Source organism: Leptospira kanakyensis (assembly GCF_004769235.1).
GTDB lineage: Bacteria > Spirochaetota > Leptospiria > Leptospirales > Leptospiraceae > Leptospira_A > Leptospira_A kanakyensis.
In genome coordinates this window covers 97,891-112,785 of the sequence record NZ_RQFG01000012.1, presented here as the reverse complement: position 1 = coordinate 112,785, position 14,895 = coordinate 97,891, and the positions used below count along the sequence as shown (strand labels likewise).

The window sequence follows — 14,895 nt, the reverse complement described above, 5'->3', positions numbered from 1 at the left end:
AGGGTCTAAATTTAAGGAGAACATGAGTGCGTTTAGTGAGACTGACGTATGCCCATGGTTCGGAAATTTTTACCCATTGTTTTAATTCTTTTAACAACTGTTATCTTTTCGGATGCAGAACGTACCGCTGTTCCTCTCAAACGAGGGCAGGGTAGCGATGTATTATATTTTGATTTTGGGGAGACTGCTCCCACTTCCTCTCTAACTGTCGAAAGACTCCAAGAACCAAAACTAGAAGATTTAAAATTGGGATTTTTAGAACCAGCGCCTGGTTATTACAATGGACCAGATGGGGGAGAGGTTTACCAATGGGCCAAAAACCATTACCAGTGGAAACGAGCAGATGGTAGTGTTTATACAGAATGGGCCAATGGAACATTTAAATTAGATTTTCCTTCTGGAGTTGGATTCACTTCCGCTCCCCAGTCATGTAATGGATGTTCGCCGACCTTAGTTTGGAATTATCCAGATCTAACAAAAATCACAAAGTATTGGATTGTTCATAGAAAAGAATATGACTTCATTTACCAAAAACCTTTAAATTTTGAAAACTACCTTCTTGTCAAAGAATCAGAATTTGGAAAACCAAAACTAGAATTTGGGAATTATATACTTTATGGATCAGAAAAATGGTCAGAGTATATACGTGCGTTTGGTGGCAATTTTAAAATCAAACCTTTCCTACAATATGTTAAATCTGAGTTTTCATTAGAAAACCGAGGGAAAATTCCTGTTTTGTTATTTGATGAGTATGAGGATATTAAGAAGTACATTGGGGCTGATATCCCTGGTGGATCGGAAGAAGGTGGGTTTGGCGGAAGAGATTCTATCACTATGTGTTGCGGGGAAAAAATGCCTAAAGCCACTGGAAATCCTGAGTTTGATGCGGATGCCCTCCGTCGTTTTCACTTTGGAGTGTTTTACCATGAAGCAGTTCATAATTTAGAACAAATCTCTTGTTTAAAAATCCAAACAGAAACTGGCAAATTCCCACAAACTGATATTTTAGATCCTTGGTTTGAAGAGGGTCTCGCCAATTATGTAGAAGCAAAGTTTTATGAAAGAAAACAATTCCACATCTATAATGATGCAGAAAAGTTAATTCGAGAAAACAAGGTTCCTAAAACCTTCAAAGCATTGTTAGATGCTAAATATAGAGATTTGCTTCCTTATTCCATTGGGCCACTACTGGTGAAACATATCCATGAAACTTATGGAAAAGAGGCCATCATATCTTACCAAAAAGAAACTTGTGTGGGTACAGCTCCGGCCCTCGCTCTGCAAAACGCCACTGGTGTTTCACCTGATCAAATTTTAAAGGACAGTTTGTCTCGTTTTGAAAAAGAAAAAGATCTTTTTTTAAAAGATGGCAAAAAACTCCAGTTAGCTGGATATACTGTGATGAATTCTAAATTCCCTCTTGAATTAAAAACTTTTTTAGACAAAGGTTTTTCTCTCCCTGAATCAGCTTTGGAGATCAAGTCTTATACGCAAATACCTAGTTTGCAAAAAATCTTTTCGGCAAATATCGAACCATTTTCAGGAAAGTTAGAAGGGGATTTCCTTGGGCCAAGTTCTAGTTATTTTTATCTTTGGAAAAATGGGAATTATCGGTGGTATGGAGATTCATGGGAAGCCAATGTATTTCCTGGAAACCAAATTTTATTTCGGGGATCTGGTTTTACTCTCATTGAGTGGGAAGATGGGAAAAAACAATACATATCACCGAAGGGAGATTCGGTGATATTTTTTAGTTTGGACTCAAAGTCCTATAAGGATGCGGATGGTAAACCGGTCACTCCTTAGTGACCTTCTAACCAACGTTCGGCTTCGAGTGCTGCCATACAACCGCTACCTGATGCGGTAATGGCTTGGCGGTACACTTTGTCCTGCACATCCCCTGCTGCAAACACACCTTCCACATTGGTTTGAGTGGTTCCCGGTTTTGTGATGATATAACCGGTTTCATCTAAATCCAATTGTCCTTGGAAGACTTGTGTATTGGGAACATGTCCAATCGCATAAAAAAGTCCACCTACCTCTAAATCCTTTTTGGATTTGTCGAGAGTGCTTTCCAGCACGATGGAGCTAAGCCCGCTTGTTCCACCTTTGGCTTCTACAACGGTTTGGTTCCAAAGGATTTCAATTTTGGGATGTTCCATGGCCCGTTTTTGCATGATTTGAGAGGCACGGAGTTGGTCACGTCTGACCACTAAGTACACTTTGGACGCAAACTTAGTGAGATGGTTTGCTTCTTCCACTGCGGAGTCACCTCCACCCACAACAGCAAGAGCTTTGTTCCGGTAGATGGGGAGGGCACCATCACAAACCGCGCAGGCAGAGATCCCGCGTTGCCAGTAGGTTTCTTCCCCTGGGACATGCATCCGTTTGGCAGTGGCGCCTGTCGCAATGATGATGGAATCGGCTTTGATTTCTTCGTCGTCAGACCAAATGGTAAAAGGGCGTTTGGAAAAATCCACCTTAGTGATGGTTTGGGTGTGGATGGTAGTTCCGTATTTTACGGATTGTTCCCGGAAGAGTTGGGTGAGTTTGGTTCCATCGATTCCTTCTGGGAAACCAGGAAAGTTTTCCACTTCCGTAGTAGTGGTGAGCTGTCCACCGGCAGCAACTCCCCCTGCCATAAATCCTTCATACATCACCGGGTTTAGATTGGCTCTGGCCGCGTAAATGGCCGCTGTATGTCCTGCAGGACCCGATCCGATGATGACAACTTTATGGTTCATAATTTCTCCTATTCTGTATCTTGTTCTTTATTGTTTAGACGGGATTTCCAGGATTCCTGTCTATTTTGTTTCGCAAGCCCGGACCCACGGTGCATAGTAGGGATCCCCGGAAAGAGGGCTTTTTTCTAAGGTCAGTAGGTAGTCCTTCTGTTTGAACCCTCTGGTAAGGCAAAGGTAGGTGGTTTCGAAAAACTCCAAAGTTTCTTTTTTTCCTTGGAAACGAATTTCTTCTAAAATTTCCAACGCCTCTTTTTCGTATCCTGTGGTAAGATAGAGCCGGAAGAGTTCACGTTGTACTTCTGTGTCGTCCTTCTTCTGTTTGTGATACTTTTCCAAATAAAAAATGGCAGTGGCGATGGATTGGTTGCTCTCCGCAAGCAGGAGTCCGTTTCGTTTCAGAACGGGATCGTAGTCAGGGTTCTCTCGGAGGGAAAGTTCGTAGTAATAGAGGGCTTTGGTTTTTTCTCCTACCATTTCCCATTTTTTTCCCTCTTCAAAAAGGGATCTTTCCTTTCGGCCGCAATTAACGACTAACACTGCGGCAAACGTGAGTAAAAAAATAAGGGAGTTTCTATGAACCACATCTCCTTTTTTCCTGACATAGCCATTTGTGGCAAAAAAAATAATAAGTCTCTTTAAGCTTTTTGTCCGACTCTTTAAGTAACATAAGAGAGTAAAGATGGGTTCCAAATTGCCAGTTTCTCAAAATCAGCTTTTACAAACATTCCAAGAATACCTGTCCGTAGAAAAAGGACTGAGCGATAATTCGATATATTCCTACGGATACGATCTTAACAAGTTCGCGATCTTCTTAGAAAAGGAACATATCAACTTCTTAGAAGTAAAAGCAAACGATATCATGCGTTTTCTAGAAGAAGAAAGAGAACGTAAGATCTCTGCAAAAACACTGGCTCGTGAAGTTGTCGCTATCCGCCAATTTTACAAATACCTTCGCGATGAAAAAAGGTTAGATTCCAATCCAACCGAAAAAATCGAAACTCCGGAAGTCGCAAGAACCATTCCTGATTATTTAACGCAAAGCGAGATTGATGAACTCTTTCGTAATATCAAAGAGGACAATTTGTACGAACTTCGTGACAAATGTATCTTTGAACTTCTTTATTCATCTGGACTTCGTATTTCAGAAGCATGTAACCTAAAGATGACAGATATCGATATGGAAAACATGACGATTACTGTAGAAGGTAAGGGTGGACGCCAACGACTAGTTCCTTTTGGTGAAAAGTCTTTGGAGATTTTGAAAAAATATCTTGTTGAAAGCCGCACAGAAATTTTGAAAAAAAGAACTTGTGAATTTGTTTTTGTTTCTAAAAAAGGATCGTATATCAACCGTAAGTCGGTATGGCGCCTTTTGAATCACTACATCAAACGCACAAAAATTAAGAAAAAAGTAACCCCACACACTCTTCGTCACTCGTTTGCTACGCACCTACTGGAGAACCACGCGGATCTCAAATCGGTTCAGGAACTTTTGGGTCATATCGATATTTCAACGACTCAGATTTATACCCACATGGCAAATAAAACTCTGAAGGAAGTTCATAAGAAATTCCATCCGAGAGGATAATGTCGAACCAAAATAAACCCACGGACTACAGTAAAGTAGTCCGTATCCAAATCCCTTCCAACCCCCGTTTTGTTTCCCACACTCGTAACTACTTTTTTAATCTATGTTTAGAACATGGATTTTCCCTTTTTGATTCCATGGATTTAAAACTGGTGATCGGGGAAGCCATTGTGAATATCATTCGCCATGCCTATTCAAACCAACCAAACAAACCTATTTTTATTGAAATGCAATTTGATAAGGACAGGGTTGAAATCAAACTTAGGGACTATGGAAAAAAAGTAGAACCAAAAGACCTTCGTAGTTTTGACCTGAGTGATTACCGCGAACATGGGATTGGACTTTTTATGATTCGAGAACTCACCGATTATTATTTTCTCGACCAATCTTTTGAAGTGGGGAACCAAATGGTTCTCATCAAAAGAAAGTAACCCCCATTTTTCTCGACAACCCTCACCAATTTGGAATTTTATCCGTATGGAAACAATTCACGCAACGACCATCCTTTCGGTTCGTAAAAATGGTAAAATTGCTGTAGGCGGTGACGGTCAAGTGTCCATGGGTAATACCGTGATGAAACATACCGCCAAAAAAGTCCGAAGACTTTACAATGGTAAGGTGATTGCTGGATTTGCTGGGAGTGCTGCCGATGCCTTCACACTCTTTGAACTTTTTGAAAAAAAATTAATCGAACATGGTGGATCTGTTTCGAGAGCAGCGGTGGAACTCGCTCGTGAATGGAGGATGGACCGGATGTTACGTAGACTGGAAGCCCTTCTCATTGTTTGTGATGCCAATGAATCTTTTTTAATTTCAGGAACGGGGGACGTCATCTCGCCGGATGATGGAGTGCTTGCCATTGGTTCCGGTGGGAACTTTGCTCTTTCTGCTGCCCGTGCTCTTGTGGAAAACACGGATATGGATCCAAAAGATATCATCACAAAAGCGATGAAGATTACAGCTGATATATGTATTTATACAAACCATAATTTGGTGATTGAGGAATTATAAAATGACATACCCTACCATTCTAGCAGAAGTTCTTGGTTCAGAGAATCCGGCTGAGGAATTAACTCCACGGCAAATTGTGGAAAAATTAGATGAACACATCATTGGGCAAACCAAAGCAAAACGAGCCGTGGCTGTGGCCCTTCGGAATCGTTCCAGAAGGCGTAAACTTGACGAATCCCTCCGCGAAGAAATTTATCCGAAAAATATCATTATGATTGGGCCAACAGGTGTGGGGAAAACAGAAATTGCTCGCCGTCTGTCAAAGTTATGTGGCGCTCCTTTTTTAAAAGTAGAGGCAACTAAATATACAGAAGTCGGATATGTAGGCCGCGATGTAGAATCTATGATTCGCGATTTGGCCATGGGTGCCTTAAATTTGGTGAAAGCCGAATATCGTGACCATGTGAAAGACAAAGCAGTCGAAAAAGCAGAAGAGATTGTCCTCGATGCGATTTTACCACCCATCTTCCACAAAAAAGAAGAAGATCTGAATCCAGAAGAAAAAGAAAGGCAAACCAGTTATCAAGAATCCAGAGAAAAGTTTAGAGAAAAACTTCGCAAAGGGATTCTTAACGAACAAGAAATTGAAATCGATATTCCCAAACCTTCGGCACCATCAGGAATGCCCATGTTGCAAGTGTTTGGTGCTGGGAATATGGAAGATATGGACAACCAACTTCAGAGTTTACTTGGTGATTTGATGCCTAAAAAATCTGGCAGACGAAAGGTAAAGGTAATTGATGCTCGGAAACTCCTCACTGAATCGGAAGCAGAAAAACTCATCGATGCCGACAAAATCCAATCGGAAGCCGTCAGGCGTGTGGAAGAGATGGGAATTATCTTTTTAGATGAAATTGATAAAATTGCAGGTCGAGAAGGAAGGCAAGGGGCCGATGTGTCCCGGGAAGGAGTCCAGAGAGACTTACTTCCGATTGTGGAAGGATCCACTGTGAATACAAAGATTGGTCCCATTAAAACGGATCATATTCTTTTTATCGCTGCGGGTGCTTTTCATATGACAAAACCTTCGGATCTGATCCCGGAACTCCAAGGTCGGTTTCCCATCCGTGTGGAACTAGAAACACTCACTGAATCTGATTTTGTGAAAATCCTCACGACTCCTAAATCGTCCCTCACCAAACAATATGAGGCTCTCCTTGCGACAGAGGGAGTAAAGATTGAATATACAACCGATGGAATCACAGAGATTGCGAAACTAGCGTTTCAGATGAATGAAAAAAATGAAAACATTGGTGCCAGAAGACTCAATACCATCATGGAAAAACTTTTGGAAGATACAAGTTTTGATGCCCCGGATCTTCCTCCGGACAAAAAACAAATTGTCATTAACGAGGGTTATGTGTCTTCCAAACTAAAAGGAATTGTTGAAGACAAGGATTTGAGTCGATTCATTCTATAATGAAATTGGTAAACAGGTAGAATCATATTTTACCTGTTTATTCTTTATTCAAGAATCAGTTCCACTCTTTCGAAACCGCGAAGGGAATTTCCTACAAGAATCTCATCGGCTTTTTCCAGATCGGTTTTATAAAGATCTGTTTCTTTCACCCATCCCTTTTGGAGTAGAGTCTTCCGAAAGACACCGGGAAGGCCTCCGGTTTCTAATCGTGGTGTGAACCAAAACTTTCCTTTGCGGATAAAAAGATTACGGAGATTGGTTTCTAAGATTTGGTCATTTGTATCAAATAAAACACAATCATCAATGGATTTGGTTTTACATTCTTCTAACATCTCATGATAAAATGAACGGTTCGTTGTTTTGTGGTATAAAAACAAATCGCCAGTATCTACTGGCCGACTTGCCATTCCTAGTCGGACTCTCGGACGAATTTTGGGTTTTGTGAAAGGGAAACTTTCCAAACGAAATTCACCCCTTTCATTCAGTAAAAAACGGATACGAAAAACTTCTCCCCCTTTTGAAGGGTGGGGATGTTCTTTTAAACTGGCTTCCGCCTTCTCTTTGGAAAAAGGAAATCCTAACCGAACTGCCGTTAGTTCCATTCGTTCCAAATGGAGATCTTTTAAAAAATACTTTCCATGACCAAACCGTAGAGTTTCTAAAATTTCGAATTGAGGAAGGTTGGGGTTGGAGATGAATTTTAATTTGGCTAGGCATTCTTCATATTCAGCTTCCGCATCGGAGAGGACGGTAATTCCACTTCCCACTCCGTAATTTCCCATCCAAACATTTCCTTCGTTTCTAAAATCGATTGTTCTAATGGTAACACTGGATCGAATCCAAGGAGCACCATCTAACATCTCTGATACGAATAGAGCTCCTGTATAAAGTCCTCGATTTTTTCCTTCAAATTCCCGTAAAAGTTCAAAAGATCGGCGTTTGGGAGCTCCAATGACAGATCCAGAAGGAAATAAGGCTTGGAGGATGGGAAACCACTGGAAGGGATTTTTTAATTTCGCCTCTACTTTGGAAACCATTTGCCAAACTGTTTCTAACCCTTTGACTAAAAAAAGATCCGTAACTACAACTGTTCCTTGTTTGGCGATCCTGCCTAGATCATTTCTGTAAAGATCTGTAATCATTACATTCTCTGCTCTTTCTTTGGCTGAAGATAGTAGTGTGTTTTTATTTTCTTCGTCTTGTTTGGATGTGTTCCCGCGAAGGATCGTTCCCTTCATTGGTTCTGTTTGGATATTTTCTCCCTTTACTTCAAAAAATAATTCAGGGGAAAAAGATAAAATCCTTTTGTCTTTAAAAGGATAAAAGGCAGAGTATTTCGTTTTTTGTTTTGATTTTAAAGATTGGTAATAGGAAAACAAATCTCCTTCGACTGATAAGGAAATAGGAAAACATAAATTCAATTCATAACTTTCACCCAAGAGCAAAGCATCTTTTGTTTTTTCCCATTTCTCTTTGTAAGTATCTTTTGTCCAAAGGATATCAATGTTTTGTTTAGTGGATTGATCTCTTTGTGTATGATTTGGGTTTGGATACTGGATTCTTTTTTTTTGTTTATAGATTGTGTAGTGGAGTAGGGGAGTTCCTTCTTCGAGCCCAGAAGATTCAAAATCTAAACCTTCAATAAAAAAATATCCCAATTCAAAAAACAGTGCTCCACAAGGAAAATATCCTGTTTTTCTAAATTCATCTAACTTCGATAAGTTGTTTGTAATGGATTCGAATAGATTTTCTTTTTTTGAATAGAGGAGTTGAATTTCCTCATGTAAGTCAAAATACCAATCGCAAATGGTATAACCTGGAATTGAAAGAGAATCTTCGAAGAGAAAACCACCGGTGTTTCGGTATTCTTCTTCGAAAGATTCCCATGTTACCAGATTTGTCTGTATCAAAACTCCATCTTTTGAAGAGCTTCTAGAGGATAATTGAGGTAAACAGTTGTTGTTTTTTTACTGGTTTGGATATCAAAACATTCGAGAGGATCAAGACCAAGGTTATAAAAACCTTCGTCAATCATCGCAATCCCAAACCCAGCACTTTCTTTTTCATCCAAAAAGTCCGGACGAAAGAACTCTGCAGAATTTCCTTGTTTGGCAAGTTCGGCATGTCGCTCTCTACTTTTTCGAATTCGGCTTAAATCCATCCCCATGATGGGAGAATCATTTCTAATTCGGATGTATACAGAAGTAGGTCTAATTTCTATTTTCATAGAGATTTTGAGGTTATACTTCTTAACTTTTTCTTTAACAATTGTTAGAAAATCTTTTTCATCGATTGTGAGATTGTGTTTTTTCGATTTTCTTTTATCAGACAAAGTTAGAATCTTTTGAACCACTTTTTTGATTTTGTCAGGAACGATATATCGTTGCATGGCATCACGAAGTGGTTCTGTTTCTAAAATAATGTCGAGTAACTCTTCTGCTTCTTCTTCTGGAGTTTGTCCCTGCGCTGTGAGTTTATTCAAAAGTTCATCTTGAAAAATCACAAAACGCGTGTTTGCTTTTACTGCATTGAGGAGGGCTTCCATCAGACCGCTAAACAAATGAAATGAAGTGAGAGGGTTTGCCCCAACTCGGTTTAAGATTCCTTGAACTACTTCATTGACGATATCTCGTGTTGACTTGGTGAGTCCTCGGAGCTCAAAATGGAAATAATCCTTTTGAATCAATCCTTCCAAGTTTTCGATGATTTCGGTGCCTTTATATTTGATTTTCTCGTTTCCCATTGAGGTTCGCTAAACTTTTATGTTAAAAAAACGGGAAAACAGGGTTTTGTAAACCAGTTTTCATTCCCGTGACAAAGGATTGTGTCCATGAAAGAATTCCTTTTAAAAACTCCAGATTTGGGTGATACAGAAAAGATCGAATTGGTTCGTTGGCTCCTAAAGGTAGGAGATTTCGTGTCAAAAGGGGACGAAATGATCGAACTTGTGACGGACAAAGCAGCTTTTCCCGTGGAATCTCCTCATTCGGGAACCCTAAAAAAAATCATCATACAAGAAGGATCGGTAGTGAAAAAAGGAGATATCCTCGGAATTATGGATATTAACGAATGAAAATCCTTCACATTTCCGACTTACATTTCCCGAAGAAACTATCTTTGTTTTCGCTTCGTGGTAAAGCCATAGTCGGTTATCTCAGCTATCGGTTGAGACGTAAATCAAAACACCCACTTGTACTAATTTCTGCTATGGTTGAAGCTATTAGTAAATTAGAATATGATGCTCTTGTGATTTCCGGTGATTTGACAAATGTTTCTCACCCAGGTGAGTTTGAAAACGCAAAAGAAATTTTAAAACCTTTACTTACGGACAAAACGTTCTTAATTCCTGGAAACCATGACCGTTATCAAAAACGAGCCATTGGCCCAAATCCTTTGTTTGAAAAAACATTCAGCGAATGGATGGGAACCTCTTTAGATCCAAACCTATACATTCGTTCTAAAAAAATTGCTGGAAAAGTTTTTATTGGGTGGGATTCCAATTTTGCCATCCCACGAATCACTGCCAATGGTTATGTGACACCTGAGGTGATTACAAAAACCATCCAATCAGTCAAAGAACCTTATATTCTTGTTTGTCACCATCCGCTTTGGAATCCAAAATCGGAAATTGAATCTAGAGGACACCGTATGTTAAACCGTGCGGAAGTCATCGATAAACTAAAAGCCAACCCTCCACAACTTTATTTACATGGACATACTCACACCAATTGGGTCAAACTTCCTGGAGTCCGTGCTCCGTTTCCCATTGTCAATTCAGCATCGAGTACAAGGTTATCCGATAGAAATCACGAATGTGGTTTTCATATCATAGAGGTCGGAAAGTCGACCCAATACCGTCGTTTCATTTATTCAGAAGACAAATTCATTGAGACAAGTCCGATTTTTTATGAAGAATCGGAAGGTGTCATTTAAAGGACAAATTATGGCTAATGCAAAAGTAGATTTAACAACCATCCAAAGACAACTCATGCAGGTGAAACATCCTGAGTTAAAAAAAGACATCGTTAGTTTGGGAATGGTTGCCGCCGTTACACCCACCGATGATGGGATTGAAATTCTTATCAAAACTCCCAATGCTGATAGACGATTACAAATTGGACTGGAAGCACAAACAAGACAGCTCATCTCCAAAATCGAAGGTGCCGGTAAGGTCAAAATTAAATTTGAAGTAGACCAAAACCTAAAGATGGAAGACGGGAACAGAATCATTGGCGTAAAAAAAGTCATCGCTGTGGGTTCTGGAAAAGGTGGGGTTGGAAAATCAACGGTTACTGCAAACCTTGCTTCCACATTGGCGCTGAACGGAAAGAAGGTGGGAATCCTTGATGCTGATATCTATGGTCCATCTCTTGGAAAGATGTTTGGGATCAATGGACGTGTTGCGCTCAAGTCCGAAGAAGATAAAATTTATCCCATCGAAAAACATGGAATCAAACTTATATCCTTTTCCTTTCTTGTGACAGAAGACCAACCTGTTGTTTGGCGTGGACCTATGCTTGGAAAGGCTATTGAACAATTTTTATATGATGTGGTTTGGGGAGAGTTAGATTATCTTTTCATCGACTTACCTCCAGGCACAGGAGATGTCCAACTTTCACTTGCCCAACTGATTGATTTGGATGGGGCAGTGATTGTGACAACTCCGCAAGAAGTAGCAGTCCTCGATGCAGGACGTGCTGCTGCCATGTTCAAACAGGTAAAAGTACCAATCCTTGGAATCGTGGAAAATATGTCTGGGTTTGCTTGTCCTAAATGTGGCCATGTAACAGACGTTTTCTCTAAGGGAGGAGGGGAAAAACTCTCCAAACAAGTGGGTGTTCCGGAACTTGGATCGGTCCCTCTGACCCTGGATGTCATGAGTTCGGGTGAATCTGGGAAACCTGCCCTACTTGACGCAAAAGAATCTCCTTTAAAAGAAGCCTATTTCCGCATTGCAAAAAATTTAGAAGACCAAATTGCGCAGTGGGAAGATTAAAAATCACTTGTTTCTTCTTCCACTTTTTTTAGTCTAAAGGATACACTATGAATTTTGAACGCGGTTCCAAACCAAACCCTACCGGTAACTTAATCGCATACTGCCATGTATTCGGAGAAAATCCGATTGCGCCCGGTGGCAAAATCATAGCTTCCAATGTGGTTGTTAGTTTCTTAAAAATAGGGGACAATTACCCGGTGGTTACCTTTCCTCCTGTAGGTTTGCCTTCCAAGGAGGAATTGATGAAGATCCTTGCGGACAACATCCACCTATATGATGTAGTACAACTACCAGACTTTCAAATGCCAGACAACAAAGAGTTGGCAAATCAATACATCCAAGAACGAATGGAACAGTTTAATTCCATGGTAATGCGTTATGTGGAGTTTTGTAAGGCTAAAGAAAAGAAAACACAAACCACAAGCCTCACAGAACATTTGGAACAAGTTAGCGAACCTTTAGAAACATTAGCGAGCCTATCACTCGAATTTCGTAACACTTCAGGAATTGCTCGTGAAGCTACTAGGCTTAAGATGGAACGTATCGTTGACTATTTCCATAACAACCATCCAACCCTTGACATTGATAATTTTAAAAAAGCATTGTCTGTGCCTGGAAAGATGGGAGATGAACTCGTGGGATTGTACATCCAAAAGTTTAACGCCATTCAAATCGAAAATTATGAAACAGCTTCTGATTTACGCAAACGCATTTTAGAAATTGAATCCTCCTCTCCTTCTTAAGCTTTAGTAAAAAAATTTCTTGACCAATTTTATCTAAGGCCTATTGTAAATGCCCTTAACCTTTCCCGTTTCTGTTGAAAAAAATTCATCACTACAGAGACGGATGGAAGTACTAGGAATTTCTGAAAAAGACCTAAGCGAACGATTCATAAAATCCGGCGGCAAAGGCGGACAAAACGTAAATAAAGTTTCCACTGCGGTGCACTTGGTACATATCCCCACAGGGAAACAAATCAAATGTTCCGTCTATAGAACTCAAGGTCTCAATCGTTATAAAGCCAGAGACCTGTTGTGTTTAGAACTGGAACGAAACTTGAACCAAACTGAATCGGATGCACTTGTCCAAAAAATTCGAAAGAAAAAACAGGACAAACATCGTAAGTCTTTGAAGAAGAAATTGGAGAAAGAAAAAACAGAATGGAACGAACCTATGTAAAAAAACTTTTTTTGATTCTCCTTCCTTTATTTTGTTTTATCTCATGTTTTGATTCTTTATTACCATATAAATCTGTTAAGTGGTCTTCTGGCTGGGAATACCGGTTTCTCTCTGAAGAGGAGTTGTCTTATTTTCAACCGGCCATTGAAGACCTCTCCTTAGATTACCAACCATACCATATCCCTTATGTGAGTTTAGAAAAACCCACACACAAGTATCTTTCGGCTCGGATTCGTTTTCGGGATCCCATTGGTTATGCCGAACCTTCACTTCTCCTCCGAGGACTCGTTACTTTTTTTGATGCTTACTGTGGGGAAACTAAATTACAAACAGAGTTCTTTCGTAATTCCTCCACTGGTATTTCTCCTTCTCAAGATCTGATTGTTTATAATCGAAGTTTTGTTCCTATTTTACATCTACCTAAGGAATGTTTAGGAAATCATATCTACATTGTATTTTTTTCCGATGGGATTTTGCCTTTGGGTTTTTCGGAACCTCCTTTATATGGAGATCCCACGGATCACCACAAAGCAATTGCTAACCGAACACAATCTTTTGCTTCACTCGGATTTTTGTTTTTAATTTTAGGACTTTTTTCGTTTTATCTTTTTGAAAGGAGAAAGAAAAAACAACTTCTTGCCTTCACTTGGTTTTCTTCTATATCGGGGATTCATTTTTTATCACAATCTGGTTTTTTTGGATTATTTTATTATGATTCCATTCTTCCAAGTTTTATCATTTTTATTTCTACATTATTTTTAATCCCTATTAGTTGTTTATACTTTTTTGATCAATTGGTGGGAGTGGGTAGGTGGAATGTCATTCGGATGTTATGGCAGTTTCATGTATTGTTTTCGATTGTTATTTTGAGTTTGGCCTTTACTGAAACCATTTCCATGTCTGTTGGTATTGTCACTTTTGTTTGGTTGTGTTTACCAACCCTTCTCATTCAAATTTTTGTCGCTTGGGGTCAAGTGGTTGCTAAAAAACCAAAGGCCATCTTACTTGTGGTTGGTGCTTCAGCTCTTTTTATCCTCAATGCACATGACATTCTTTCTTCTCTTGGAATTTTAGATTCGGTTCCTCGTTCTTCTCATTGGGGATTTTTTATCTTTGTGATTTGTCTGACACTTTATGGTGAAAACCTGTTTCGAAATTCTGAGATTAAATTTGGCACCTTACAAAAGGAAATTGTAACAGCTGCTAGAATCCAAAGTGCCATCCTTCCTCCCTCACCACCTCGTTGGGAACCGATGGACATTCATGTTTATTACCAACCATCCCATGAAGTAGGGGGTGATTTTTACGATTTTCAGGCGTTAGGTGGAAGAAAATTTGGAATCTTAATTGCTGACGTTGTGGGTCATGGCCTTGGTGCTTCCATCATCGCTTCTCTTTCAAAGTTTGCTTTTTTCCAACACTTCAAACATTGGTCAAACCCTTCGTTTTTACTCTCTGCGATGAACGAGGATTTGGTGAAAAAATCTTTTGGGCGTTTCACAACTGCTACCTATTTTCATATCGATTTGGAATCTCAGAAATTTATGGTCTCTAGCGCGGGCCATCCTTCTTTTTTTCATTGGAAAGCAGAGTCCAAAGAACTTGTCGAAATCAAACCCAAAGGAAAACCACTGGGCATTTTACCTGGGCTCACTTACGGAGAAGAGGAGTATCCTTTCAAAAAAGGAGACCAGTTTTTATTTTATACAGATGGACTGACAGAAGAGGAAAACGTAGATCGATTGGAATACGGTGAAAAACGACTAGCAAAATCCTTTCTTGATACAATCGCCAAACAATCGATAGATCCTATGGCCAACATACTTGAAAATTTTCATTATTTTACAGGACTATCGGGGGCACCTCACGATGATATCACCATCATTCACTTACATGTGAAGGCATAAAAAAAGCCTTGGATGATAAGTCCAAGGCTTTGGTGTTTTGGCCTTTTGGA

Annotated in this window: 15 protein-coding genes; 11 read left to right on the top strand and 4 right to left on the bottom strand. The window is 39.7% G+C overall.

Annotated elements, in window-relative coordinates:
- Positions 1 to 54: 54 nt before the first annotated feature.
- Positions 55 to 1,806, top strand: coding sequence for a peptidase MA family protein (locus tag EHQ16_RS10085; RefSeq protein WP_135635928.1), 1,752 nt, complete (start codon positions 55 to 57; stop codon positions 1,804 to 1,806).
- Here EHQ16_RS10085 and trxB read toward each other — a convergent pair.
- Together trxB and EHQ16_RS10075 are read right to left on the bottom strand one after the other, a co-directional pair.
- Entirely contained in the window at positions 1,803 to 2,744 is a 942-nt protein-coding gene (gene trxB / locus EHQ16_RS10080; RefSeq protein ID WP_135635929.1) for a thioredoxin-disulfide reductase, read from the bottom strand. The genes EHQ16_RS10085 and trxB overlap by 4 nt on opposite strands.
- 60 nt (positions 2,745 to 2,804) lie before the next feature.
- Positions 2,805 to 3,326 (bottom strand): tetratricopeptide repeat protein, encoded by a 522-nt coding sequence (locus EHQ16_RS10075; protein ID WP_135635931.1) that lies wholly within the window; start codon positions 3,324 to 3,326, stop codon positions 2,805 to 2,807.
- Between the two features lie 97 nt (positions 3,327 to 3,423).
- Between EHQ16_RS10075 and xerD the strand changes: the two genes are divergently transcribed.
- From xerD to hslU, 4 genes are read left to right on the top strand one after another with little or no spacing between them, the layout of a single operon-like run.
- Positions 3,424 to 4,332, top strand: coding sequence for a site-specific tyrosine recombinase XerD (xerD, locus tag EHQ16_RS10070; protein ID WP_135599862.1), 909 nt, complete (start codon positions 3,424 to 3,426; stop codon positions 4,330 to 4,332).
- The gene (locus EHQ16_RS10065; protein ID WP_135635933.1) at positions 4,332 to 4,763 is read left to right on the top strand and encodes an ATP-binding protein; all 432 of its coding nucleotides are present in this window, start codon (positions 4,332 to 4,334) and stop codon (positions 4,761 to 4,763) included. Before xerD ends, EHQ16_RS10065 begins: the two co-directional genes overlap by 1 nt.
- 46 nt (positions 4,764 to 4,809) lie before the next feature.
- Positions 4,810 to 5,343, top strand: a complete 534-nt coding sequence (gene hslV, locus EHQ16_RS10060) for an ATP-dependent protease subunit HslV (RefSeq protein WP_135635935.1) — start codon at positions 4,810 to 4,812, stop codon at positions 5,341 to 5,343.
- Position 5,344: 1 nt separating this feature from the next.
- Positions 5,345 to 6,763, top strand: a complete 1,419-nt coding sequence (gene hslU, locus EHQ16_RS10055) for an ATP-dependent protease ATPase subunit HslU (RefSeq protein WP_135635937.1) — start codon at positions 5,345 to 5,347, stop codon at positions 6,761 to 6,763.
- 44 nt (positions 6,764 to 6,807) lie between these two features.
- Here the strand turns inward: hslU and EHQ16_RS10050 are convergent, their stop codons facing one another.
- Both EHQ16_RS10050 and EHQ16_RS10045 read right to left on the bottom strand, forming a co-directional pair.
- A complete protein-coding gene (locus EHQ16_RS10050) occupies positions 6,808 to 8,673 on the bottom strand; it encodes a chorismate-binding protein (protein WP_135635939.1) in 1,866 nt (621 codons plus the stop codon).
- A complete protein-coding gene (locus tag EHQ16_RS10045; protein WP_135635940.1) occupies positions 8,670 to 9,506 on the bottom strand; it encodes a hypothetical protein in 837 nt (278 codons plus the stop codon). Before EHQ16_RS10045 ends, EHQ16_RS10050 begins: the two co-directional genes overlap by 4 nt.
- An 87-nt stretch (positions 9,507 to 9,593) precedes the next feature.
- Here EHQ16_RS10045 and EHQ16_RS10040 point away from each other — a divergent pair, with 87 nt between their 5' ends.
- From EHQ16_RS10040 to EHQ16_RS10015, 6 genes are read left to right on the top strand one after another with little or no spacing between them, the layout of a single operon-like run.
- Positions 9,594 to 9,836: a biotin/lipoyl-containing protein gene (locus EHQ16_RS10040; RefSeq protein WP_135635942.1), complete on the top strand. Its 243-nt coding sequence runs from the start codon at positions 9,594 to 9,596 to the stop codon at positions 9,834 to 9,836.
- Positions 9,833 to 10,696 carry a metallophosphoesterase family protein gene (locus tag EHQ16_RS10035; protein WP_135635944.1) on the top strand — a complete coding sequence of 288 codons (864 nt, stop codon included), beginning with the start codon at positions 9,833 to 9,835 and terminating at the stop codon, positions 10,694 to 10,696. Before EHQ16_RS10040 ends, EHQ16_RS10035 begins: the two co-directional genes overlap by 4 nt.
- A gap of 10 nt (positions 10,697 to 10,706) precedes the next feature.
- Complete coding sequence (locus tag EHQ16_RS10030; protein ID WP_135635946.1) at positions 10,707 to 11,759, top strand: Mrp/NBP35 family ATP-binding protein; 1,053 nt, start codon at positions 10,707 to 10,709, stop codon at positions 11,757 to 11,759.
- Between the two features lie 47 nt (positions 11,760 to 11,806).
- Entirely contained in the window at positions 11,807 to 12,502 is a 696-nt protein-coding gene (locus tag EHQ16_RS10025) for a hypothetical protein (protein WP_135599871.1), read from the top strand.
- A gap of 49 nt (positions 12,503 to 12,551) precedes the next feature.
- Entirely contained in the window at positions 12,552 to 12,938 is a 387-nt protein-coding gene (locus EHQ16_RS10020; protein ID WP_135635948.1) for a peptide chain release factor family protein, read from the top strand.
- Positions 12,920 to 14,845 carry a PP2C family protein-serine/threonine phosphatase gene (locus EHQ16_RS10015; protein ID WP_135635950.1) on the top strand — a complete coding sequence of 642 codons (1,926 nt, stop codon included), beginning with the start codon at positions 12,920 to 12,922 and terminating at the stop codon, positions 14,843 to 14,845. Before EHQ16_RS10020 ends, EHQ16_RS10015 begins: the two co-directional genes overlap by 19 nt.
- Positions 14,846 to 14,895 lie beyond the last annotated feature (50 nt).

What these genes read in the sequence shown, in the direction of transcription:
- EHQ16_RS10020 (WP_135635948.1), top strand. Translation starts at nt 12,552, where the DNA reads ATGCCCTTAACCTTTCCCGTTTCTGTTGAAAAAAATTCATCACTACAG.
- EHQ16_RS10030 (WP_135635946.1), top strand. Translation starts at nt 10,707, where the DNA reads ATGGCTAATGCAAAAGTAGATTTAACAACCATCCAAAGACAACTCATG.
- EHQ16_RS10065 (WP_135635933.1), top strand. Translation starts at nt 4,332, where the DNA reads ATGTCGAACCAAAATAAACCCACGGACTACAGTAAAGTAGTCCGTATC.
- EHQ16_RS10015 (WP_135635950.1), top strand. Translation starts at nt 12,920, where the DNA reads ATGGAACGAACCTATGTAAAAAAACTTTTTTTGATTCTCCTTCCTTTA.
- xerD (WP_135599862.1), top strand. Translation starts at nt 3,424, where the DNA reads ATGGGTTCCAAATTGCCAGTTTCTCAAAATCAGCTTTTACAAACATTC.
- EHQ16_RS10085 (WP_135635928.1), top strand. Translation starts at nt 55, where the DNA reads ATGGTTCGGAAATTTTTACCCATTGTTTTAATTCTTTTAACAACTGTT.
- EHQ16_RS10045 (WP_135635940.1), bottom strand. Translation starts at nt 9,506, where the DNA reads ATGGGAAACGAGAAAATCAAATATAAAGGCACCGAAATCATCGAAAAC.
- trxB (WP_135635929.1), bottom strand. Translation starts at nt 2,744, where the DNA reads ATGAACCATAAAGTTGTCATCATCGGATCGGGTCCTGCAGGACATACA.
- hslV (WP_135635935.1), top strand. Translation starts at nt 4,810, where the DNA reads ATGGAAACAATTCACGCAACGACCATCCTTTCGGTTCGTAAAAATGGT.
- EHQ16_RS10035 (WP_135635944.1), top strand. Translation starts at nt 9,833, where the DNA reads ATGAAAATCCTTCACATTTCCGACTTACATTTCCCGAAGAAACTATCT.
- EHQ16_RS10040 (WP_135635942.1), top strand. Translation starts at nt 9,594, where the DNA reads ATGAAAGAATTCCTTTTAAAAACTCCAGATTTGGGTGATACAGAAAAG.
- hslU (WP_135635937.1), top strand. Translation starts at nt 5,345, where the DNA reads ATGACATACCCTACCATTCTAGCAGAAGTTCTTGGTTCAGAGAATCCG.
- EHQ16_RS10025 (WP_135599871.1), top strand. Translation starts at nt 11,807, where the DNA reads ATGAATTTTGAACGCGGTTCCAAACCAAACCCTACCGGTAACTTAATC.